This window comes from Methylomicrobium lacus (assembly GCF_041897535.1).
Lineage (GTDB): Bacteria > Pseudomonadota > Gammaproteobacteria > Methylococcales > Methylomonadaceae > Methylomicrobium > Methylomicrobium lacus_A.
Map to the genome: position 1 here is coordinate 2931882 of NZ_CP169217.1, position 21488 is coordinate 2953369.

Consider the following 21488-nt stretch of genomic DNA (forward strand, 5'->3'; position numbering starts at 1 on the left):
AACCATAGGGGCTACCCTATACACCATCGGAGACACATCATTATGAAAAAAATAATTATTTCGGGACTTCTGACCGCGGGTCTCGCGCTTTGCTCATTGACCGCGTCGGCAGCCGGCGACGACCAATATCCAGCCGCGAATTTCCAGCCGAAAGTCGTTTTCATCGATAAGGATGCGGCCGCCGCCGCGTCCAGCAGCAGCGCTTCTGCTTCCACTTCATGCGCGGAAAAAGCCCCTGCGGCGAAGCAAACCGAATTCGATCCGAAATACCCGGCGGCCAGCTTCGAGCCTAAAGTGCTTTATCCTAACTAATAAGCCCGTTTTTTCGATCTACCCCCCCGGCAGGTCGGGACGGGCTCTGCCGAGCCGCCCGACCTGCATTCTGAATCCGGCTGGATTCGCCGCATCCCGATTTGAGCCCGATTTTGAATCAGGCCTGATTTGCCCTCAGTTCATGCAACTGCATGTTGACGATCTTCAGTGTCGCCATCTTAGAATTGTGTTGTATTGCTCAACGAGTTTGCTGATGCTCGCTTCAAGCGCTTTTTCGGCGTTAACGCATTACTGAGGCGGAGGAGCGGCAAAGTAACCATTTGCCAAGCGGACGCTGTAAGCGGCCGGAGTCGCCACGCTGGTGTCAGTACGGTACAAGTTGATTTCGACGTAGTAGTCGTTGTTTTGGAAATCAAAGGTATGGTTGAATGTCTTTACGTCTTCATGCGCCTCGACACTGGCTGTCAGGTTGCTGTTAAACGTCGCAATGGTCGATTCGCCCAGCGTCGCCCTGCTGATTTTTTTCAGTGAGGCCGTCACTTGGGCTTTAGTACTGATGCCGTCAGTGTCCTTGTAGCCGACAATCAAAGAATTCCAGCTTGGGCTTTTCGCAACCACAGTAGCTGGTATAGTGATAACGTCGCTGGAGTCGGCCGGACTATAAATATAGTCATAGATAGGCGTGACATTGCAACGCACGGTAATGGGCTGAGGGAAGAAGAATGGCGCAAAACCGGAGACGCTACTAATGTTGGTGCCAAGATAGCGGAATTGCGAGTTCGCAAATTCATACTTGCCGGTTGATGATACATCAACGGAGCAGGAGGATGCTGTTGCGGTCCAGGCGGGCAAACCATCCACCCAGCCTGTTGGCAGAGCCGAGACACTGGTGGAGGCAACGATTGCGCTGGTGGCCAATACGGACATTAAAGTGCGGTGTAGTGTTTTCATGGTAATCTCCAAAATATGATTGAAATGTGTTAGCCTTGCGACAAAACTCCCGAATGCCGTCACCCTGGTCAATGTGTTTGGACTGGGACAGGGTGGCTGCTCCGGAAGTTGAGGCCAGAATATCGGAACGGGCTGGGAAAGTCGTCCGGCTCCGGTCCGGTTTCAGTCCGCTTCGGGTGCGGGCCGGCCAGCCGGAAAACGCCGCCTGTCTCCGGCAGGCGAACTCATGCGCCAGTCGGTTGGGCAACAGGCTTCATCGTTGCCCGACATTAAGGTGTTTATGCATGAAGCGATGTTGAATGGCATCGAGATACATTAACCTCGGTGCCTCGAATGTCGGGCATAAAAAGCATGTCCGACCTACCGAGCTATGCAGACGAGCAATACTCAGGAGAACAACCCCATGCCACAGCCTGTCTGGTTATTCGATCGATTCCGGCTCGATACCGGCGATGCCAGCCTGTGCCGTGACGGCCAGGTCGTCAACCTTGCCCCCAAGGCGTTCGCGCTGCTATGCTGCCTGGCCGAGCGGGCGGGGCGGCTGGTGACCAAGGATGAATTGCAGGATGCCGTGTGGACTCACCATTTTGTCAGCGAATCGGCGCTCAAGGGCCGCATGAACGAGCTGAGGCAGGCTTTGGGCGATGACCCCAAGGCACCGCGCTACATCGAGACGGTGGCTCGGCGCGGCTATCGCTTCATCGCCGAGGTGAGCCGGGAGGACGCCCATCCGGTGACCGCTGCGGCCGGCCCGACCGCCGACGCCGCCTTGGCGTCGATCCGCTGGGACACACCGGACGCCCTCCCCGGGGTGGGCCGCGAGGCGCCTTTGGCGCATCTTCAGCAGCTCTGGGAAAAGGCCGTGACAGGCCGCCGGCAACTGGCCTTCGTCACCGGCGAAGCGGGGATAGGCAAAAGCACTTTGATCGAGATGTTTATGCAGAACGGGCAGGATAAGCCGGCGGTGCTTTGGGGGCAGTGCATCGAGCACTTTGGTGCGGGCGAGGCGTTGCTGCCACTGCTGGGCGCGCTGGCGCGGCGGGGGCCGAGCCTGATCTCCGTATTACGCGCCCGGGCGCCGGCCTGGCTGGTGCAGATGCCGGGGCTGCTTTCGGCGGAGCAGCGCCTGGATCTGCAACGGGAAGTGCTGGGGGCCACGCAGGAGCGCATGCTGCGGGAGGGCTGTGAAATCCTCGAAACCCTGAGCGCGGACACGCCGCTGATCGTGGTGCTGGAAGACTTGCACTGGAGCGATTACGCCACGCTGGATCTGCTCGCCGCGCTGGGGCGGCGGCCGGAGCCGGCTGCGCTGTTGGTGATCGGCAGCTACCGGCCGAGCGATGTGGCGTTACGGGACCACCCGATGCGGCGGGTACAGCAGGAATTGCAAGCGCATAAGCTGTGCGCCGAAGTGGCGCTCGACAGCTTCTCCCGGGAGGAACTGCGCACCTACCTGGGGCGGCGCTTTCCCGAAGGTTGTTTTCCCGAGGCGATTGCCGAAATCCTGCACCGCCGCACCGGCGGACACCCCTTGTTTCTGGTGAACCTGCTCGACTATCTGCTCGCCGAGGAGCGGCTCAAGCAGAGCGGCGGCTGGTGGAGCGTCGCCGGCGGTGGCGACGGCCTGGAGCGCGGGGTGCCGGACGACATCCGGCAGATGATCGAACAGCAGTGCGCGCGGCTGAGCCCGGACGAGCAGAAACTGCTCGGGGTGGCAAGCGCGGCCGGGATGGATAGCTCGGCGGCCTTGCTGGCGGCGGTGCTACAAGAAGATCCCCTCACCATCGAGGCCCGCTGTGAAGCCTTGGCGCAGCGCGGGCCGATGCTGGCGGCGGCCGGAGTGTCGGAGTGGCCGGACGGGACGCTGGCGGGAAACTATGCCTTTCGCCATGCGCTGTATGCAGAAGTGTTGTACCAGCGCCTGCCCCCGGCCTATCGGATCTCGGTGCACCGGCGCTTGGGCGAACGGCTGGAACTCGCTTACGCGGAACGGACGGCGGAAATCGCCGCCGAACTGGCCCGGCACTTCGAGGAGGGGCGGGATTTCGTCAAGGCCGTGCGTTATCTGCAGCTCGCGGCCGGACAGGCGGCGGGACGCTTCGCCAACCGCGAGGCCCTGGATTATCTTGGCCGGGCCTTGGCGTTAGTGGAGCGGCTGCCGGTCGAAACCCAAATGGACAGCCGCCTGGCGCTGTTGCAGCAACGCGCCCTGATTCACCGGACGCTCAACGATTGGCCCGGCATGGTGGCGGACCTCGAAGCGTTGGTGGCCTTGGCCCGCGCCGAGAGGCGGGGGGAGGAAGAAGTCGGCAGTTTGATATCGTTAAGCTGGGCGCTGTTTCACTCCGATCGCTCCCGTCATCTCGCCATTGTGGAGCAGGCGGTCGAGCGGAGTGGCGGACTCGCAAACCACCCGCTCAAGGCCTACGCGGTCGCCAATCGAGCGTATTTTCGCCTTGATTTTGGCATGTGGGGGAACGAAGATATGGCGGCCATCGCCCACGGGGTGGAAATCGCCCGCCAGGCGCGGGATGACAGGCCCCTGGCCTTATATCGGATGATACAGAGCATCCTCGATCTCAATCAGGCAGATTACGCCGGCGCGCTCGCGGCCGCGCAAGAAGTCGCTCGGTTTGGCCTGGCGATGGGCGACGGCTACCTTCACCTGGGCGGCCAGTATCTTTCCACCTGGGCCTTGCTCGGCCTGGGCAGGTGGGGCGAGTTGCGGCGCGTTCTGGCCGAAAGCATAAAAGCGGCGGAGCAAAACAACAGTCCGATGGGCCGGTCGATATTCCACCTGGCGGGCGCGGCCCTGCATTTGGAGGTTGAGGATTTTCAGGGGGCGCTGGCCCTTTGCGAACGCGGGCAACTGCCGCCGAGTGATCCCGCCCTGTTCTTGCATCGGGTTCTGCGCGGCCAGGCCCACCTGGGCCTGGGGGAGTATGCCGAGGCCGCACGCTGGTTTGGGGAATTCACCAGGGGCTTGGACGCCGGCGGCTTGACCGAACTGCGCAATCAGACAAGGTTTCGCAGCGGTCTCGGCGCGTATTGGCTGGCGCAGCGGGAGCCCGCGCGGGCGCGGGCCGAGGCCGGGCGTCTGCTGGAGCTGTCCGACCCACCGGGCAATTGCGCCTATCAGGCGCTCGGCCACCGGTTGCTGGCACAGGCCGCCCTCGCGGAGCAGGATTGGGATGTAGCGGCAACGCAGCTTTCCCGCGCTTTGGCTATCGTCGAAAATGCGGAGGTTCCGCTTGCAGCTTGGCGGGTGTACGAAACCGCTGCGGAACTGTACGCGCGGCAGGGGCAGACCGGCCCAGCCCGGGATTTCCGGCACAAGGCCGAGGCAGGGCTTTCCCGCCTGGCCGGCTCGCTCGATGAGAACGATCCCTTGCGCCGGTCGCTCCTCGCCCACCCGCTGCTGCAAGGCGAAGCAGCGCATAAGATGGGCTGAGGGTATGTTCGCATCGCGCACAGTTTTGATGTCCTAGCGCGTATGCGCTTCTGACCAGACCTCGACATAGGTGCCGCGTGGGTCGCGTGCCTGCATTTCCTTGAGGAAACTCCGGACGCTATCGAAGCCCTTGCCGGCCTTCGGCACGATTTCGGTAGTCACGAGGTTGTTCGCACCGGGGTAGACGTAAGCGCTAAACAAATACCAATGTTCCACATAGCGAATTTGGCCGGGGTGTTCGGGCGCATAAATCACCCCGACCACGGTGTCCCGTTGTCTCAGATCGTGAACATTCGGGTCGACTTGCGCCCGGGCATGGCCGGCGAACAGGCTGGCGGCGGCCAGCACGAGGCAAGACAAACAATGGGTTTTCATGGCTGTTCCTTAAAATGTTGAATGGACAGGCGGCGGATTTGCAAACCCCGCCGCGCCTCGGCACTTGATTCAGTCAAGGGTGCGCATCGCGCACCGTTTTCATGTTCACATGGCGCGTGGCGCACACCCTGCCTGGAGAAAAAATAGCTGAATGGTTTAAAAAGCCCGAACCGCACGCGCGCTCCAGGTGAAGAGCTTACTACTGATGACTTGAGTGCCAGTGAAGAAGTTCTGTGCCCACGCGTTATTGTTACTGGCAATCGTAGAACTCCAGTAGCCATCAGTGCCCATACCTACAATATTCCTTTGCTCATATAACAGTTCCAACTCGGTCTTTGTGGGCAGATGCCAACCGGGTCCATAAGCGCTAGCGGCGGTTTTAACTTCAAACCAATTTAAACCATGCGGCTCGTCTGCTGCTCGTGCTTCCAATCCATGTTCGCCAGAACCCTCGACAAAATACACTATGCGGCCATTGGGCCCAGTGTCGCCCAGTACATACATTGCACCTGCCGGAGCCGAAGGACCCTGTGGCCCAGTTGCGCCTGCCGGCCCTATTGCACCCGCGGGTCCTGTCGCACCTGTTGGACCCACTATGTCCCGTGCTGGGCGCTTTCAAGCGGCGTACAGGCTCCCTTGACGCCCACAATCCGTGTCAAACCCAACACATTACCGCTGCAGGCATGAATAACATTAGCGGATGTGATTCCCGCATGCGCTTCAGCCTGCGTTATCATGCCCAATAGAGTGATTGCAAAAATGACTGCAATACTTAGCGCTCTCGTAAAATTAAACTGTTTCATTTTAAATCTCCAAAAAGTGTTGAAAAATCCCCGGAATGGGGTACAGACATTACTATGCCCGCTTCGTACGGAACTCCTCAGTAGACATGCAACGCTGTTCCACCCGCCCCAGTGCTGAGTTCATACCTTAATGTCGTCAGGGATGGGAAAAAACCTGCCCATCCTGACAACCTAATGATTTGGTGATAAATAGCTTCCCCGAATTGTCGACGGGGCGGTAGGAGTGGAATAGTCCCAACAGGAAGCCGGGTGGGGTGTGCTCCCGGCTTTGAACAGAGTATCTACGCGCTCGCGTCAATACAATTTTTTCGGAACGCCGAAGGCCGCATCCGGCACAATTGAACGAATCGGAATCTGTATTGGCGGTACGCGTGGAATATTGATGGATTTCGTGCCAGTTTGCGCAAGCCGTGTCCGCCACACCGAAATAGTCGCCGACGCCGACGCTCCCGGAGCCAGCCTCTCCAATTCGGCAATGAGCCGGCGGCTGATGTCTTTCGACAGGCCGGCTAGCCCCACCCGGATCTGGGCTTCGATTTGATCTTTATCGACGCATAAGCCGACTATGAAATCCGGACCGGGCAGGTCGATATCAATGTCGCCAGCCCTGACCTCGATGACGCGCGTAATATCCTCCGAAGTCGAGCCGCGAACGAAAGCATCGAATTTAATGTCGCCGCCGCTCTTTGAGGCTTGCACACTTATGCGGTCACTGAGAATGGACGCTTTCAAGCTGTCGAGCTTGAGCTTGACTCTGAGTGCGGCGAGTTCGGTATCAAGCAGGTTCTGAGAGATTCCGACCTCGTTTGGAGTTGTCGATTCGAAGATATATATGTGTTGAAAGGCCGCTTGCTCTTGCGGCGAAACATCACTGAACTTGAAAATATCCGATCGGTACACCGGATCGAATACCGGGACTGATACTAGCCTAGGCCCAGGTAATGTAATCGTAACGGTTGTAGTTCTAAAAGCGACAATCTGACCGCGAAAATTTGCCGATATGCCATCTGTGTTGAAGCTGAACTCGCCTTGGCTATTGGCATCGGTCTGCAAAGACATCGACGGAATGAATCCACCTGTAAACACCCCACTGGGCAGGTCAGTAACCAAATGGACGCGTGCCGTCCCCCAGTTGGTAAATCCTTCAGTCGGCTTTCCCCCGGTCTTAATCCAACTGGGAATAAACGTCTGGAGGTTGGTAATACGGTGCAACTTGCCTTGTAGTTTCATTGGGTGTACCTCTGTTTCTGTTAATGGTTAAAACGGATATGCGGCTACTTTTTATCAGCCGATCGAGTGATGACCGATCAAGGCCATCAAGGTAGGACAGCCAGTTACCCGACTGTCCCCTCACAAATCCCGGCGAGAGGAATTACCGCACCGGGCTTTTCAATGTTGTTTGCTTCGCACATGGATTTACCCTTGCTCGCTATTCCCCACAGGGAGGTTGGCATCGGTGCGTACTAAATCGCCGGAACCAAAAAGGCCGTTTTGCCGTTGGCGATATCGAAACCCTCGACCGTCGGCATCACACAGGGGACGATGCCGTTGATGTCGGGGACGACGCTGACGACCGGATACAACTCCAGACGCGAACCTTGGCTGGGCGGGAAATTAGCGGCTTTCACATCCAGCGCGGCGGCTTGACCGGGTGCCAGCAATTTTGTGGTCTGCGCCAGCAATACGCCTGCTTTGGTATAAAAGCTGAGAGTCACGCGGTACGGGTCGGGCGGGAGACCGTCCGGATTGTGGATGTCCACGGTGTTGATCACATTCAGCCGCGCCGCTTGCCCACGGGTGATGCCGACGATGCCGGAAGTGTAATCGCTGGGCGGGTTATGTTCGGCGGAAGTATCGGCGGGCGGGTTATGCCGCCCCGGATAGACGAAAGCGGTGCGCTGGGTGACATTGTCAATGACTTCTACCATTGAGTTGAAATCCGGCGTGTTGCCGCGCGCATCCGGCTCGACAGTCACAATCGGGCGAATTCTCTGCCGCTGGCCCAGCGTTATTGCAGGAGCGGCATAATCCAGAAACGCCGACTGCCCGGCGATCACCGGAAAGGTCTGTTGCGTCAGGACCCGGCCGTCGCCGTTCAGGAAATACAGCGTGACGCGGTACGGGTCGGGCGGATAGGTTTGGTCCGGCACTCGCTCAAGCCTGACGTTGAGCCGCGCCGTTTGCCCGCCGGCGACGCCCAGCATGCCGAACCCCGGAGGATCCGGCTGCGGGTTAAAGTCGGCGGCCTGGGCGGACTGGCCCGCCATGAGACCCAGCAGCGTGCAGAAGACCAGCGCTCTGAAGCCGCTTGATGTCGTTGTGTCAATATTCATGAGTTTTTACCTCGGTCGTTTGGTTGTCGAAGTTAGCGTTTTGAGATGGAACGTTTTAGCCTTGCGTCAAACCTTCCGATGCAGACGCCCTAACCCATGCGTGTGGATTAGGCAAAGGCGGCTGCTCCAGAAGTTGATGTCAGAATATCGGAACGGGCTTGGAAAGTCGTCCGGCTCCGGTTCGGATGCGGTCCGGTTTAAGTCCGGCTCGATACCGGCGATGCCAGCCTGTGCCGTGACGGCCCTTTGCCCCCGGGCCTTCGCTCTTCCGTGCTGCCTGGCCGAGCGGACGGGCTGGCTGGTGACCAAGGATGATTTGCAGGATGCCGTGTGGACCGCTTTTTCAGCGAATCGGCGCTCAAGGGACGCATGAGATGCCAAGGCACCGCGCTACATCGAGACGATGGCACGGCGAGGCTATCGAAGTGAGCCGGGAGAACGTCCGCCCCGGGGTGGGCCGCGAGGCGTCTTTGGCACATCTTCAGCAACTCAGGGAAAAGGCCGTGGCAGGCCGCCGGCAACTGGCCTTCGTCACCGGCGAAGCGGGGATAGGTTAAAGCTCTTTAATCGAGATGTTTATGCGGACGGGACAGGATAAGCCGGCGGTGCTTTGGGGGGGAGGGCATCGGCACTTTGGCGCGGGCGAGGCGTTGCGGAACCACCCGAGGAGGCGGGTAAAGCAGGAATTGCACGTGCATCGGCTGTGTGCCGAAGGGGCGTTCGACAGCTTCTCCCGGGAGTAAGGGATATCCTTGGTCATCGAGCGGCTGCGCAGCCACAAAAGGCACCTTGTAAACGTTTTTGCGATCCGGCTTTGAACACACTATGACCCGTATGGGCACAACAGGGGCAAACAAAACCTTGTGGCCAGCGTGCTGGGTTCTAACGCGTTCTCACATCGGGCTTCGCTACCGAACTGATTGAGAAACTCCGGCATCGATAAGCCCGACTTGAATCAAGCTTGATTCACCCTCGTCTCATGCAACTGCATGTTGACGATCTTCAGCGTCGCCATCACCCCCGCAAACACCTGATTCGCATGCACGCCGCGCGTTTTGCGCAGTTCATTGCCAAAATCCCAGGTAATCACGCACTCGGTCAACGCATCGGTATGGCCGCCCTTCGGTATCCTGACTTCATAATCGGCCAGCGCCGGCAGCGCGCAGTCATGCTGTTGCAATACCTTGCCTATTGCCTCGATGAACGCTGAGAAGCCGCCGTTGCCGGAACCGACGGCCAAATGCTTCTCGCCGTTGACTTCGACGCGGATGCTCGCGGTCGATTCGAGATTCAAGCCGCTGGTGATCGAACAATTGAGCAGGCGGATATGCTCGTAACTCTTGCTTTCGAGCACGTCGGCGATGATGAAGGGCAGGTCGTCGGTCGTGATCGTCTGCTTCGAATCGCCGAGCTGCACGATACGGGCCAGCACTTTTTTCTGATTTTCCTCGGACAGCTCGACTTCGAGCAGTTCCAGATTTTTCTTTAAGGAGGCCTTGCCGCTCATCTTGCCGAGCGCATAGCTGCGCGTGCGCGAGAAGCGTTCCGGGCTCAAACGGGTCTTGTACAACCCGCCCTTCTGATCGCCGTCGGCATGGATGCCGGCGGTCTGGGTGAACACGTCGGTGCCGATGATCGGCGCATTCGCGGCGACGCGCTTGCCGGAAAAATTCTCGACCATCTGGCTGATCCGGACGATATGCGTTTCGTCGATAGACAACTGCATCGCCATCTTGTCGCGCAGCACGACCGCGACTTCCGCGAGCGAGGCATTGCCCGCGCGCTCGCCGAGGCAATTGACCGTGCAATGCACCGAACTGACGCCGGCGCGCACCGCCGCCATCACATTCGCGGTCGCGAGGCCGTAATCGTTGTGCGGATGAAAATCGAACAGCAAGCTGGGATAGCGCGAGCACATGTCGCCGATGCTGGCCAGCACTTCGTCCGGCGACATCACGCCGAGCGTGTCCGGCAGCATGAAATGACTGATGCCGGCGTCCTTCAGGTTATCCATCAGGCCGAACACGTAGTCCGGGCTGTTCTGGTAGCCGTTCGACCAGTCTTCCAGATAGACGTTGACCTTCAAGCCTTTCTGCAAGGCATAGTCGATCGTTTGCAGAATATCCTGCGTATGCTGTTCGAGCGTTTTGCCGAGTTGCTCGCGGCAATGTTTTTCGCTGCCCTTGGTCAACAGATTGATCACGCTGCCGCCGGTTTCGAGAATCCAGTCGACGCTACGGGTATGGTCGACAAATCCGAGCACCTCGACGCGGCCGGCAAAGCCTTCTTGCCGGGCCCATTCATTGATGCTGGCCACCGCCTCTTTCTCGCCTTGCGAAACCCGGGCCGAGGCGACCTCGATCCGGTCCACGCGCAACCATTGCAGTAGCGCCTTCGCGATGTTGACTTTTTCCGCGGGCGTGAACGAAACGCCCTGCGTCTGCTCGCCGTCGCGCAGGGTCGTGTCCATGAGCTGGATGTATCGGGATTTTGTAGCCATAATCGAGGTTTTTAGGTCCTGGCGCGGTCAGGGATCAGCCGCGTTGATCGAGTGGATAGAAAACCTTTTATTGTACACCGATATGGGAAAAAACATTAGCCACTAAATCATGGCGTTTTTTTGCGGAAATCGCACAAAGTTCATTCCTTTCGTTGCCAAAAACGACACAGTCCCAATAAGCCGGATTGTATGTGTCGGCCATTCCAATAGCTATCTGCCTGGAACTTATCATGGCATATCAGAACTCTATATTCAGGAATTTCACGACGAACTTTTCTATCGGCTGAATCGACACGCTTGGGAAAACCCCATTCCCAAGCGATAGCGCAAGTGGTGCGCCAACCTTCAGCCGGTATTTCTTCAACTTGCGTTTAAATAATCGTTTAAAAACAATCCGGCCGGTTGAAAGCATGATGAAACTGAATAGTAGAGCCCTCCTTAAATTCCTGATGGTAGCCGGCTGCATTGCCTCTGCTCATGCCGCCACCTTCGACGACTTCAACGACGGCATTGACGATGGTTGGACGCGTTACAATCCGGTGCCGGGGACGTACTCGTTCCCCACGGAGTCGGGCAGCGTGGCATATAAAATGGAGAGTCCATGGGGCAGTCTTCTCAGTCCGGGCCGCATCGGCAGCATCAATATGAAGGAGCCGGCGCATACGAAATTCCATGTGGAGGCCGATTTGCTGAACTGGACGTACAACTGGGGGGAGGACATCGGGCTATTGGCCCGGCTGCAGGAGCCCGTGCCGTCGTATTTTCTGCTGAAGGGTTACGCCTTGATTCTAAGGAACGACAAGAATGGCGATCCCGCCTCGCGCAGGCTGATGATTGTGAAAAGCCTGGGCGGAATCATTCCCCCGATTTTCCTGAGCGGTGAACAGGGCAGGTGGATGAAGCCTGCGCCCGACCCAGCCGGCGATTACCGGCTGAAATTCTGGTCGGAAGATGGCTTTCTCTGGGGGCAAATCATTGATAAGAGCACCGGCGCCGCGATCATGATGTGGGACGGTGCTAAATATAAAGATCGCATTTCTGCGGCGGAGGACGGCGTTTATCCCAGCGGACGGAGCGGCTTGATTGCTTATGTGCACATTGTGCGTCGTAAGGCGGAGGGCGTTTCCCCCACCTTTGATAATTTCTATTCCGGCACGGAAGCGCCCCCTGCCACGCCGAACCGGCTGCCCCGCCAGCCGTAATAGGCGATATAGCCGTAACACAGCGCGGGAATAAAAAAAGCCGCTTGCAGGCCGATGCGGTCGGCAAACAGGCCTTGCACCACCGGCAGCACCGCGCCGCCGACAATCGCGGCACATAAAATGCCGGAACCTTGTCCCGTATGTTTGCCGAGCCTATTCAGCGCCAGGGAAAATATTGTCGGAAACATAATCGAATTAAACAAGCCGATGGCCAACAGCGACCACATCGCGATAGGGCCGTTCCAGGACATCGCGATCAACACCAGCAGGACGGCGGCGCAAGCGTTAAAGGCCAGTAATTTGCCGGCCGGAATGCGTTGCATCAGGGAGGCGCCGACAAACCGGCCCAGCATCGCGCCGCCCCAGTAAAAAGAAACATAGTGACTGGCGTCTTGCGCCGATAACCCCGCGATAGCCGGTTCGCCCAGATAACTGATCAAAAAGCTGCCGATCGACACTTCCGCGCCGACATACACAAAAATGCCTAGAGCACCCAGCAGCAAATGCCGGTAATGCCAGGCATTTTTATTATCGTTAACCGGGCGGTCCGTGCCGGAGTGTTCAATTGCAGAAGGCGTGATAGTCGGTAATTTGATCAGCGCAAAGACCAGGGCGATGGCCAATAAACTGCCTGCGAGCCATAAATAAGGCAACTGTACCAGTTGCGCCTGGGCGGATTGATAAACGGCCAATGCCTCGGCATCGAGGGATTTGAGTTCCTCCGTGGTTTTGACCGGCAATGCCAGGATGAATAAACCGCCGAAATAGGGCGCCAACGTGGTGCCGAGCGAGTTAAAGGCTTGCGTTAGCGTCAGCCGGCTGGAGGCCGTTTCGGGTTGGCCCAGAATCGTGACATAAGGATTGGCGGCGACTTGCAACAAGGTGATGCCGGAGGCTAAAACAAAAAAGGCGGCGAGAAACAACGGATAGGAAAGCCACTCCGCCGCAGGATAAAACAGACAGCAGCCGAGACTGGCCAAGGCTAATCCGGTAATAATGCCTTTTTGATAATTAAACCGTTCGACGAAATACCCGCTTGGCACCGAAACGATCAGGTAGGCGGCAAAGAAGCAAAACTGCACCAGCATGACCTGGGTATAGTTGAGGATGAAGATCGACTTGAGATGCGGAATCAGGATGTCATTCAGGCAGGTAATGAAGCCCCACATGAAAAACAGCGAGGTCAAAATGCTCAAAGAGCCAAGGTAGGGGTTTTTAGCCGGCATAATGTCCTGGATAAAAATAGTTGTCGAAAGTCAGCGGCAGCATGCAATGCGCTTAATCGGCGTCTTAGGAGGGGCTCACCGTAAACTTGACGCTCTGATTGCCGACCATCACGGTAAAGTCCCCCGGCTCGACAAGCCGTTTAAAATCCAGGCCGATAAACGATAAATCATCGGGCGTTAACGTAAAGTTCAAGTGTTGGGTTTCACCGGGTTCCAGCGCGACTTTTTTGAATGCCTTTAACTGCTTATTCGGGCGGGTCACGGAAGCGGCCACATCGTTCAGATACACCAGAACGGTTTCTTTGCCTGCGATTTTGCCGGTATTCGTCACATCCACGCTGACGTTGATGTTTTCATTGAAACCGATGCGGGGCTTATCGACCTTTAACTGGCTGGTTTCGAAGGTGGTGTAACTTAAACCATGGCCGAAAGGGTATAACGGGTCATAGGTGTTTTGTTCAAAAGACTCGATGGGTTTGTAATCATAAGGCGTAATCGCGTTGGTATCGCGGGGGTAGGTGATCGGCAGTTTGGCGTCCGGGTTATAGGCGCCGTATAGTATATCCGCGGCGGCCTCGCCGCCCTCCATGCCCGGCAAAAATCCGAGTAATACGGCCGCCGCTTTTTCGGTAACCTTCGTGATAATGCGAGGGCGGCCGCCGAAAGTCAATAAAATGACCGGTTTGCCGGTTGCCAGTACTGCATCGGCCAAAGCCTGTTGTTCGGGGTCAAGTTCCAGGGACGGGATATTGCCGGGGGTTTCGGTATAGGGTTTTTCGCCGAGGCACAATAAGATGACATCATGATGCTTGGCTTCGGCAACGACTTTCTCACTATCGATAGGATCGTCGAAACGATCGCCGCCGACGTAAGTGACTTTACCGGTCGATTGTTTTTTGAGGGCGGCGAGCACCGTCGACTTGTCTTTCGGGTATAAATGTTCCGCATCGCCTTGCCAGGTAATGGTCCAGCCGCCGTTCAGCACGCTTAAAAGATTCGCGGTGGGGCCGGTCACCAGGATGTTGGCGTCTTTTTTCAACGGCAAAAGATGATTTTCATTTTTGGCGAGAATGATCGCCTCGTGCGCGGCCTGGCGGTTGGTCGCGGTCGCGGCAGGCGCCGCAAAATTACCCTCTACCGGTATCGGCGCTTTAGGCGTGTTAAACAAGCCGGCCTGATATTTGACCGTCAAAATCCGCCCGACCGCTTCATCGATACGCGCGATCGGGACTTCGCCGCTTTTAGCCAGTTCCAGCAAGATGTCGTAAAACGAAAAATCGAACGGCACCATGCTCATGTCCACGCCGGCCATCACCGCAATTTTGACCGCTTCTTTTTCCGAAGCCGCTAACCTGTCGCGCGTGTATAAGCGCTGAATATCTTGCCAGTCCGATACCGTAAAGCCTTTAAAGCCCAGTTCGTCCCTTAAAACAGTCGTCAGGTAATGGCGATTGGCGTGCCCCGGAATGCCGTCGACTTCGGAGGAGTTGACCATCACCGTTGGCGCGCCCGCCTTGATGCCCGCGGCAAAGGTGGGCAGAAAGTATTCGCGCAGCATGCGCTCGCCGATGAATGCCGGCGTGCGGTCCTTGCCGTTGAACGGCAGGCTGTAGCCGACATAATGTTTCAAACAGGTCAGGCCCTTGTCGGCAGCGCTGAAGTCGGCGCCTTGGTGGCCCTCTATAAAGCGGGTTCCCATCACCGTGGCCAAATGCACGTCTTCGCCATAAGTTTCCCACAGCCTCGGCCAAAGCGGCTGGCGGCCGATATCCATCACCGGCGAAAAATTCCACAGTAAACCGGAAGCGCGAATTTCGCGCGCGGTAATCTCGCCCGCCTTAAAACTCAAATCGGGGTTGAAGGTCGCCGCCATGCTGATGGCTTGCGGAAACAAGGTGGCATTTTGGGTATAGGTTGCGCCGTGAATCGCATCGATGCCGTAGAGCACCGGAATCTTCAACCGCGATCTGGCCGCTGCCGCCTGTATCGTCTCCTGCATCCTGCGCCAAGTCGCGATGGGCTGCGCCTGGTTGTTCGGCGTATATGGCGTATTCATGATCGATCCGACATGGCGTCTTAATACCGCATCCTCGAGTTTGGCCTGATCGATAGGGTTCTCGGCATGACGTTCTTCCGGTTTCCCGATCACCGTAAAATCCACTTGTGTCATCTGACCGACCTTTTCTTCCAAGGTCATTTGGGCCAGAAGATGGTTAACTTGAGAGGCGATGTTGGGTTTTACGGCTTCAGCGCTCACGGCATACTCCAGAGGAAACAATAAGCTAATAAGTAAACAGGTTTTTGTTTTCAAGATTCAGGTCTGTCTAATGAGTTTGGGGCGATTCGATGCATTGCGTGCGCTTCGAAGCGGGAACCCAGTCAAAGATTAAGGTACCGTGCACAGGGAAAAAGCTGAGATGCCTTTTTTGCCCATCATTTCGAGCACCCTGCCGCCGCCGCGGGCGACGCAGGTCTGCGGGTTGTCCGCGATAAAGACTGGCAAGCCGGTTTCTTCGGCGATCAGCCGGTCCATATCCTTCAGCAGCGCGCCGCCGCCGGTCAAGTATATCCCGCGGGCCGCGACATCCGCGCCCAGTTCGGGCGGAGTCTGTTCGAGGGCCGCCTTGACGAGGCCGACGATGCCGGAGAGCAGTTCCCGCCAGGCATGATGGATTTCGGCGCTGTTCAACGTGAAATTGAGCGGAATGCCCTCGGCCGGATTATGGCCTATCACGTCGATGTGCTTGACTTCGCTGCCGGGGCAGGCGGTGCCGATTTCCATCTTGATTCTTTCGGCGGTCGGTTTGCCGATTTGTTTGCCATGGTGGCTGCGCACATGGTTGATGATCGCCTCATCGAAGCGGTCGCCGCCGATCCTGATCGAAGACGAATACACGATGCCGTTGATAGAGATCACCGCGACCTCGGAGGTGCCGCCGCCGATGTTCAGCACCATCGAGCCACAGATATCATCGACCGGCAGACCGGCGCCGATCGCGGCGGACATCGCTTCCTCGATCAAAAATACTTCGCGCGCGCCGGCCAGCGTGGCGGACTCGCGAATCGCGCGGCGCTCGACTTGCGTCGAGCCGCAAGGGACGCAGATCAAAACGCGAGGGCTTGGGCGCAACATTTTACTTTTATGCACTTTGTGAATAAAAAAGCGCAGCATGCGTTCGGTGATGGCGAAGTCGGCGATCACGCCGTCCTTCAGCGGGCGAATCGTGGTGATGTTGCCGGGCGTCCGGCCGACAACGCGTTTCGCGCCCGCGCCGATGGCCGTGATCTTTTGGGTGCCGCGCTTTTCGTCTTTCTTGATCGCGACGATCGAAGGCTCGTTAAGGACAATGCCTTGTCCCGGGATATAGATCAAGGTGTTGGCGGTTCCAAGGTCGATGGACAGATCGTTCGAAAAAAATCCACGAATTCTCTTGAATAGCATTGAGAATGGTCCCTTGGCACCAGGCAATTGATTGAAATGTATTTTCGCTACCTCACGCTTGTTGTCGGCATCGACCCTACAGAAAGCGGAGCAAGCGAGCGGTGCGACAGCGCGGAACCGGGCGTTAGCGTTCGGTCCTCGGTTCCCACGGGGCGCGCTGATCATTATAGCGAAATGTTGTGATACCCGGCTGGGGGGGGGGGGGTAACTTGCCTGGATATGGAAGTTAGACCCGGTTTCGTGCAGGAATCCGTGCCGTTAGGAATTGGCAATCCGTAGGCCAGTTGTAGATCGTATCGGTTAAAAAGTGCGGCGTTTGGCAAGGCAATCGGACTATTTTTCCTCCTTGGTAGGTCTAAGGTTTATGAATGAGTTCAACATCGGAGTGAATGTCGTGAAAAATCTATTCGCCCTATGCGTTCTGTTCGGCACTGCGATAGGCTTTGTCCGGGGTGACCCTAATATCTACGGGCCGGGCGGCGTCAATCTGGGGCCCAATGGTGAATTACCGCCAAGCCGGCAAGAAGTCGAACAAAAAAAGCTCCTGGACGCGGAACGCGAGAAAACAAGATTGTTGCAGGAACAAGTCGAACAACAACAGCAGCAACTACAACAACTGAAGCAAATGCAACAGCAGCAACAGCAGCAACAGGAAATGCAATGGAGCCGGCAAAACCCGGTACAGATAGATATACATCAGGGCTACCCGCCTCAGCAAAATTTCGGCTGGATGTGGGGCGGGCCTTTCTTGGGCAGCGGCTCCGGCGGAATCCTGATTCAGCGTAAATCGCATGGAGGCGGCGACCATCATGGGGGCGGCGGGCGCGATCGCCATTAACCTCGACGGAAGATAAGGTGTCGTAGCCGGTCGCCTCAGGTCAGATGATGGGGCAGCCAAAGCTCGGGCCCTTGCCTGTAAATACGTATCCGGCCCGGTTCCCGAGCTTTTTGATCAAGCAGGTAAAGAATCCGACTACGCGTCCTCCCGCGCCAATGTCACCCACGGGCTCATGAATATCCACGCCGAAGTGGCGGAACCGTTCGGTTACGAGGGCCAGGCAGAAGCGCATCAATCAGGCTTTGAGGTCATGGGGCAGCGGTAGTTTTTGCCGCAACTCCGGAGGTATCCAGCCCCATGAGTCCAACGCTTGCCGCGCCAGGCTGGCGACTTCCCAGGCGATGCGGGCATAGCGTCTTCCGGCTAGGGAAGCCGGTTCGTGATCAGGAATCAGGTCCAGCCCGAGTATCTGGTGCTTCATGTCGGCTTTTTCATGGACCTTCCAATAGCCCTTGGGCGGCAACCCCCGCTCAGCCAGTTGGGGGTTGATAGTGGCAAACATATCCCTGGCCATGCCTTCGGCCATCAAATTCAGGGTAATGACTTGGTGGCAGATGGGTTCGCGCATGACCGAGCGGATGAAATAGCTTCCATAGGCCAGGGTTTCCAGACTCGGCGGCACCGAGGTCGGCTCTTCGTCGGCGGCAAGAAAGCCGAATTCCCGCATCCAGACGCACAAATCGTGGGGATGGGTCACTTCCTCCGCGGCATGTTCGCCGAAAGCGTCGCGGAGCGAGGATCAAGGCAACTGCCGTAACGCAAGGCGACGGCGGCAGTGAAGTCAGAGGACAAGTAATACGGTTGTCGAATCCATTGCAAATCGTCCATGGTGCGGGCATCGGCCAGTTTCGCGTAAAACGGGCTCTCGCTGACGAGTTGACGGTATGCCTTCTGCATCTGTATTAGCCAATGATGGGTGAGAGATGTGTGCTTCGACATGTTATCTCCTTTTTTATCGGATGCGGTTTTCTAACGGCGACCTGGCTCAAACTGGCCTGACGTAAGCGGTTTAGATACAGTTATCTTGTCCGGGATGACGCTAAGGTTTTGATGCAGTAAGGCATCGTCTTCGCGATATTTTCCCTCAGCACATGATCCGGCTGGCGCTCTTCTGGCGGGAACGCTGCGTGGTAGATTCCCAGCAATTCCTGAAATTCCGTGCAATGGCTGGTTTTTAGGGGGCGAAACTCAATATGCATTACCCTGGCTGCCGATTAGTCTATCCAGATCGGACAGGAAATCGCTCGGGTTGTTCCTGGAAGGTGGTTCCCCGTGCGGCTTTTGCGTTTCGGTCGCGTTTGATGTCTTGCCGGAAGCAAGATTATTAACGGTTAATTCTTTTAAAACATCATTTTTTTCAATGGGTTAAAAACTATCTATAACGTAGATGAAGATAACACCTTAATTAAAAACTCAATCCTATTTATTTTTTCCAGGTATTTCCTTAGTGCCATATCAGGTGATCACCTGAGTTTGTTTGATGTGCTTTTGCTATACCTTGTGACCCTGGGCTGCATCAGAATGCCTGACATCCCGTATTGATGCCGGATATGAATCAGGCGCAGCTCCGGTTGTGGAATGGGTGTGGATTATGGGTACAGGAGCAATCATCTATAGCAAGGCGCGCCGATCTACACCCTAATGAGAGCAAATTCTACATTGAGGTGGACTATGAAAACGAAACAGATAGCGATTGCAGCCGCGCTTGCCGCGGCGAGCCTATCCGCATACGCCGATCTGGCGCGGGTCGGGCCGACCAACCTACCATCTCCGGCGGGACATGGCTTTCCGCTTTGGTATCAGGACCTGAACGGCATGGTCCTCGATCTTTGCTTGCCCAACGCCAGCGATCCCGGCGCGGGGCAGCAGAATGCCTGTTTACTGGTCGGGCCAGGCCTTCCCGATCCGCCCTACAGCTTCCCGACCAACTTCCCCGACGAGGCTTTTTACTTTAATGCCACGTCCGTGTTGGACATGCCGGGAGGCAAGCGCGCGACCCTGGTTCTGGCGCTGGAAGCAGCCTTCTCCGTAGGGCCTGTGGTGGTGGGCGATCAGATCACATTTACGCGTATCCGTTTATTTGCAGGCGTTCCCGAACCCGGCATTTACACGGTCACGCATCCTTACGGCGTCGAGACCTTCCCGGTTGATGCCGTTGCTGCCGGCAATCGCGACATCACCTTCAGCGAAGATGTCGGCGTGGCGCGGGGCGTGTTTGACGGTGCAATGAAGAGCCGTCTCGGGCCTTTCCTGCAACGGTCCCTCAGCAGCGGCGGCGCTCCGCTCCCACCGGTCACGATTAATGGTGCTCAATTCCTGTCGGACGGGCTCGCCACGGAATTCGTCACCGGCAGTCCCTTCGGCACCAATTATTTAGAGATCTGCGGCGTCCATGCCGATGGCACTCCCATTTTATTGGGAGACCAAGGAGTCAGCGGTACGTGCGTGCGTTCCGACCAGTTCAGCCTGATGGGTCGCCTGCACGATTTTGTGGCAAATCCAATTCCCAGTCCGCTGGAGATCTTCAACAGCTTCTACCGGCGTGATACCGCCGGCACCCAGGTCGATGTGTATGCTCGCAACATCAAGGCACTGCCTACTCAGCCAGATCCTTCGTTGACGGCGGCCGCAGCGAACATAGCGCCGGTCAAGATGATCCCGTTCGGCCTCACTGCGCTCGGGGAGTACTATGCCCAGGGCATGGTGGACCCCAGCGGCACGTTGCCGGGAGCCATCTCGGTGATCAACAGCGCCGATACGCCGCCCAGCATGGTGACGAAAGACGCGGTCGATGTCGTGACGGCCTCATCGGCGAATTACGATTTCTCTACTGACACGCTGACTGTCATCGCGACCAGCAGTGATAAGGGCTTCGGAGCCGATCTGCCGCCTATTCTGAGCCTCGACGAAACCAAGTACCCCACTCATACGGCGGCATCGACCGGTAATACTACCGATCCGGCCGAAGTCCGATTGACAGCGACCGGTATTGGTACGCCGCCGGATACCGTGACCGTTAAATCTTCCGCCAACGGCAGCGGCACATTCATCGTGGCGCGCAATCAGGTAACGACAAGCATCAATACAACGCTCGGGGCTGGCGTGCCGTTGGCCAGGGATGATAGTGCCGCGGCACAAGCGGCAGGACCGGCCGTGGACATTCCGGTTACCGCCAACGATGTCGCGAACGCGGCGGCTCCGATTACGTCTGTGCAGCTGGTCGGACCTGCAATCCCGGCGGGTTCCGGCTCGGCAGCCGTTAATGGCACAAGCATCACGTACACGCCGGGGGCTGCCAATGGCGACGTGAGTTTCCAATATACGGCTGTCAGCAGCGTCGGGCAGTCCAATGTGGCAACGGTAATCGTCACGGTCGCGGCATCCGCGGCTGGGCCTGCGCCGATTGCCAATCCCGATGGACCGGTCAATGTGGCCGTCAACCAATCGGTAGTGATCGACGTGCTGGCCAACGACTCGGCCAATGGCGGTACGTTGAATCCGGCATCGGTAGCGGTATCCAACGTCACCGGAGGTACGGCGACTCCTAATACAACCGGCAAGGTGACTTTCGCGGCCGGTGCCACGGCAGGTAACTTCGGCTTCGACTACACCGTAGCCAATGACAGCGGTCAGGTTTCACCGCTTGCGCATGTCACGGTGACGGTTGTTGCGCCTGAAAATATCGTGATCTCCTCCGCAACGTGCAAAGTCATCAATGCGACTTCGGGCGAGTGGCGGGTCAGAGGCACCAGTTCGGTGCAGACGAACAACAGCATCCAGTTGTACCTGACGGCATCCGTGCCGGCCGATCTGAACACCAATAAATTGGGAACTGCAACTCCTGTGCTCGCCGGCATACCCGACGGTACCTGGGACTTCCGGTTAAAACCAGGGCCTGCCTGCAAGACGCCGATCAGCTTGCGGTCCTCTGCGACAGGCGCTAAGAGGGAAAATATCGGTGTTAATTAATATCAGGTATGTATAGAGAAAAAAACCGGCTCCACATGGGGCCGGTTTTTAAAATCATTGGTTCAAGGCCAACCTTATCGACCAACAGCAAGATGAGGCAATCGATCGGACCCACTGTAGTCGTG

The 21488-nt window shown here is 57.2% G+C and carries 18 protein-coding genes and 1 pseudogene; 6 read left to right on the forward strand and 13 right to left on the reverse strand.

Annotation, left to right across the window (positions count from 1 at the left end; translation table 11 throughout):
- Nucleotides 1–42 precede the first annotated feature (42 nt).
- Nucleotides 43–312 carry a hypothetical protein gene (locus ACEPPP_RS12945; protein ID WP_374087314.1) on the forward strand — a complete coding sequence of 90 codons (270 nt, stop codon included), beginning with the start codon at nucleotides 43–45 and terminating at the stop codon, nucleotides 310–312.
- Nucleotides 313–561: 249 nt separating this feature from the next.
- On the opposite strand, the gene ACEPPP_RS12950 is transcribed toward ACEPPP_RS12945, so the two are convergent.
- Nucleotides 562–1224, reverse strand: coding sequence for a hypothetical protein (locus tag ACEPPP_RS12950; RefSeq protein WP_374087316.1), 663 nt, complete (start codon nucleotides 1222–1224; stop codon nucleotides 562–564).
- Between the two features lie 403 nt (nucleotides 1225–1627).
- On the opposite strand from ACEPPP_RS12950, the gene ACEPPP_RS12955 reads away from it, so the two are divergent.
- Nucleotides 1628–4675 (forward strand): AAA family ATPase, encoded by a 3048-nt coding sequence (locus ACEPPP_RS12955; protein WP_374087318.1) that lies wholly within the window; start codon nucleotides 1628–1630, stop codon nucleotides 4673–4675.
- 33 nt (nucleotides 4676–4708) lie between these two features.
- Here ACEPPP_RS12955 and ACEPPP_RS12960 read toward each other — a convergent pair whose 3' ends face one another.
- The 5 genes from ACEPPP_RS12960 to ACEPPP_RS12980 form a co-directional block, all read right to left on the reverse strand.
- Complete coding sequence (locus ACEPPP_RS12960; RefSeq protein ID WP_374087320.1) at nucleotides 4709–5050, reverse strand: hypothetical protein; 342 nt, start codon at nucleotides 5048–5050, stop codon at nucleotides 4709–4711.
- Nucleotides 5051–5206: 156 nt separating this feature from the next.
- Nucleotides 5207–5554, reverse strand: coding sequence for a DUF1566 domain-containing protein (locus ACEPPP_RS12965; RefSeq protein WP_374087322.1), 348 nt, complete (start codon nucleotides 5552–5554; stop codon nucleotides 5207–5209).
- 89 nt (nucleotides 5555–5643) lie between these two features.
- Nucleotides 5644–5853: a hypothetical protein gene (locus ACEPPP_RS12970; RefSeq protein ID WP_374087323.1), complete on the reverse strand. Its 210-nt coding sequence runs from the start codon at nucleotides 5851–5853 to the stop codon at nucleotides 5644–5646.
- Nucleotides 5854–6147: 294 nt separating this feature from the next.
- Nucleotides 6148–7083 carry a hypothetical protein gene (locus tag ACEPPP_RS12975; protein ID WP_374087325.1) on the reverse strand — a complete coding sequence of 312 codons (936 nt, stop codon included), beginning with the start codon at nucleotides 7081–7083 and terminating at the stop codon, nucleotides 6148–6150.
- 233 nt (nucleotides 7084–7316) lie between these two features.
- Nucleotides 7317–8186: a hypothetical protein gene (locus ACEPPP_RS12980; RefSeq protein WP_374087327.1), complete on the reverse strand. Its 870-nt coding sequence runs from the start codon at nucleotides 8184–8186 to the stop codon at nucleotides 7317–7319.
- Nucleotides 8187–8560: 374 nt separating this feature from the next.
- Here ACEPPP_RS12980 and ACEPPP_RS12985 point away from each other — a divergent pair, with 374 nt between their 5' ends.
- A complete protein-coding gene (locus ACEPPP_RS12985) occupies nucleotides 8561–8743 on the forward strand; it encodes a hypothetical protein (protein ID WP_374087328.1) in 183 nt (60 codons plus the stop codon).
- Between the two features lie 282 nt (nucleotides 8744–9025).
- Here ACEPPP_RS12985 and ACEPPP_RS12990 read toward each other — a convergent pair.
- Nucleotides 9026–9123, reverse strand: a pseudogene (locus ACEPPP_RS12990) (transposase); the annotation flags it as partial.
- Between the two features lie 18 nt (nucleotides 9124–9141).
- Nucleotides 9142–10686, reverse strand: a complete 1545-nt coding sequence (locus ACEPPP_RS12995; RefSeq protein ID WP_374087330.1) for an alpha-isopropylmalate synthase regulatory domain-containing protein — start codon at nucleotides 10684–10686, stop codon at nucleotides 9142–9144.
- 410 nt (nucleotides 10687–11096) lie between these two features.
- Between ACEPPP_RS12995 and ACEPPP_RS13000 the strand changes: the two genes are divergently transcribed.
- Nucleotides 11097–11888: a hypothetical protein gene (locus tag ACEPPP_RS13000; RefSeq protein WP_374087332.1), complete on the forward strand. Its 792-nt coding sequence runs from the start codon at nucleotides 11097–11099 to the stop codon at nucleotides 11886–11888.
- On the opposite strand, the gene ACEPPP_RS13005 is transcribed toward ACEPPP_RS13000, so the two are convergent.
- From ACEPPP_RS13005 to ACEPPP_RS13015, 3 genes are all read right to left on the reverse strand, one after another.
- On the reverse strand, nucleotides 11831–13114 hold the full coding sequence (locus tag ACEPPP_RS13005) for a sugar MFS transporter (protein WP_374087334.1): 1284 nt from the start codon (nucleotides 13112–13114) through the stop codon (nucleotides 11831–11833). The two genes, ACEPPP_RS13000 and ACEPPP_RS13005, sit on opposite strands and share 58 nt — an antisense overlap.
- A gap of 64 nt (nucleotides 13115–13178) precedes the next feature.
- Nucleotides 13179–15371, reverse strand: coding sequence for a glycoside hydrolase family 3 N-terminal domain-containing protein (locus ACEPPP_RS13010; protein WP_374087335.1), 2193 nt, complete (start codon nucleotides 15369–15371; stop codon nucleotides 13179–13181).
- 129 nt (nucleotides 15372–15500) lie between these two features.
- On the reverse strand, nucleotides 15501–16556 hold the full coding sequence (locus ACEPPP_RS13015; protein ID WP_374087337.1) for a rod shape-determining protein: 1056 nt from the start codon (nucleotides 16554–16556) through the stop codon (nucleotides 15501–15503).
- Between the two features lie 394 nt (nucleotides 16557–16950).
- Between ACEPPP_RS13015 and ACEPPP_RS13020 the strand changes: the two genes are divergently transcribed.
- Nucleotides 16951–17394: a hypothetical protein gene (locus ACEPPP_RS13020; RefSeq protein ID WP_374087339.1), complete on the forward strand. Its 444-nt coding sequence runs from the start codon at nucleotides 16951–16953 to the stop codon at nucleotides 17392–17394.
- A gap of 235 nt (nucleotides 17395–17629) precedes the next feature.
- Here the strand turns inward: ACEPPP_RS13020 and ACEPPP_RS13025 are convergent, their stop codons facing one another.
- Together ACEPPP_RS13025 and ACEPPP_RS13030 are read right to left on the reverse strand one after the other, a co-directional pair.
- On the reverse strand, nucleotides 17630–18091 hold the full coding sequence (locus tag ACEPPP_RS13025; RefSeq protein ID WP_374087341.1) for an iron-containing redox enzyme family protein: 462 nt from the start codon (nucleotides 18089–18091) through the stop codon (nucleotides 17630–17632).
- Entirely contained in the window at nucleotides 18088–18333 is a 246-nt protein-coding gene (locus ACEPPP_RS13030; protein ID WP_374087343.1) for a hypothetical protein, read from the reverse strand. Before ACEPPP_RS13030 ends, ACEPPP_RS13025 begins: the two co-directional genes overlap by 4 nt.
- 732 nt (nucleotides 18334–19065) lie before the next feature.
- Here ACEPPP_RS13030 and ACEPPP_RS13035 point away from each other — a divergent pair.
- Nucleotides 19066–21363: a hypothetical protein gene (locus ACEPPP_RS13035; RefSeq protein WP_374087345.1), complete on the forward strand. Its 2298-nt coding sequence runs from the start codon at nucleotides 19066–19068 to the stop codon at nucleotides 21361–21363.
- Nucleotides 21364–21488: the final 125 nt, after the last annotated feature.

What these genes read in the sequence shown, in the direction of transcription:
- ACEPPP_RS12945 (WP_374087314.1), top strand. Translation starts at nt 43, where the DNA reads ATGAAAAAAATAATTATTTCGGGACTTCTGACCGCGGGTCTCGCGCTT.
- ACEPPP_RS12950 (WP_374087316.1), bottom strand. Translation starts at nt 1,224, where the DNA reads ATGAAAACACTACACCGCACTTTAATGTCCGTATTGGCCACCAGCGCA.
- ACEPPP_RS12955 (WP_374087318.1), top strand. Translation starts at nt 1,628, where the DNA reads ATGCCACAGCCTGTCTGGTTATTCGATCGATTCCGGCTCGATACCGGC.
- ACEPPP_RS12960 (WP_374087320.1), bottom strand. Translation starts at nt 5,050, where the DNA reads ATGAAAACCCATTGTTTGTCTTGCCTCGTGCTGGCCGCCGCCAGCCTG.
- ACEPPP_RS12965 (WP_374087322.1), bottom strand. Translation starts at nt 5,554, where the DNA reads ATGTATGTACTGGGCGACACTGGGCCCAATGGCCGCATAGTGTATTTT.
- ACEPPP_RS12970 (WP_374087323.1), bottom strand. Translation starts at nt 5,853, where the DNA reads ATGAAACAGTTTAATTTTACGAGAGCGCTAAGTATTGCAGTCATTTTT.
- ACEPPP_RS12975 (WP_374087325.1), bottom strand. Translation starts at nt 7,083, where the DNA reads ATGAAACTACAAGGCAAGTTGCACCGTATTACCAACCTCCAGACGTTT.
- ACEPPP_RS12980 (WP_374087327.1), bottom strand. Translation starts at nt 8,186, where the DNA reads ATGAATATTGACACAACGACATCAAGCGGCTTCAGAGCGCTGGTCTTC.
- ACEPPP_RS12985 (WP_374087328.1), top strand. Translation starts at nt 8,561, where the DNA reads ATGCCAAGGCACCGCGCTACATCGAGACGATGGCACGGCGAGGCTATC.
- ACEPPP_RS12995 (WP_374087330.1), bottom strand. Translation starts at nt 10,686, where the DNA reads ATGGCTACAAAATCCCGATACATCCAGCTCATGGACACGACCCTGCGC.
- ACEPPP_RS13000 (WP_374087332.1), top strand. Translation starts at nt 11,097, where the DNA reads ATGATGAAACTGAATAGTAGAGCCCTCCTTAAATTCCTGATGGTAGCC.
- ACEPPP_RS13005 (WP_374087334.1), bottom strand. Translation starts at nt 13,114, where the DNA reads ATGCCGGCTAAAAACCCCTACCTTGGCTCTTTGAGCATTTTGACCTCG.
- ACEPPP_RS13015 (WP_374087337.1), bottom strand. Translation starts at nt 16,556, where the DNA reads ATGCTATTCAAGAGAATTCGTGGATTTTTTTCGAACGATCTGTCCATC.
- ACEPPP_RS13030 (WP_374087343.1), bottom strand. Translation starts at nt 18,333, where the DNA reads ATGTCGAAGCACACATCTCTCACCCATCATTGGCTAATACAGATGCAG.
- ACEPPP_RS13035 (WP_374087345.1), top strand. Translation starts at nt 19,066, where the DNA reads ATGAAAACGAAACAGATAGCGATTGCAGCCGCGCTTGCCGCGGCGAGC.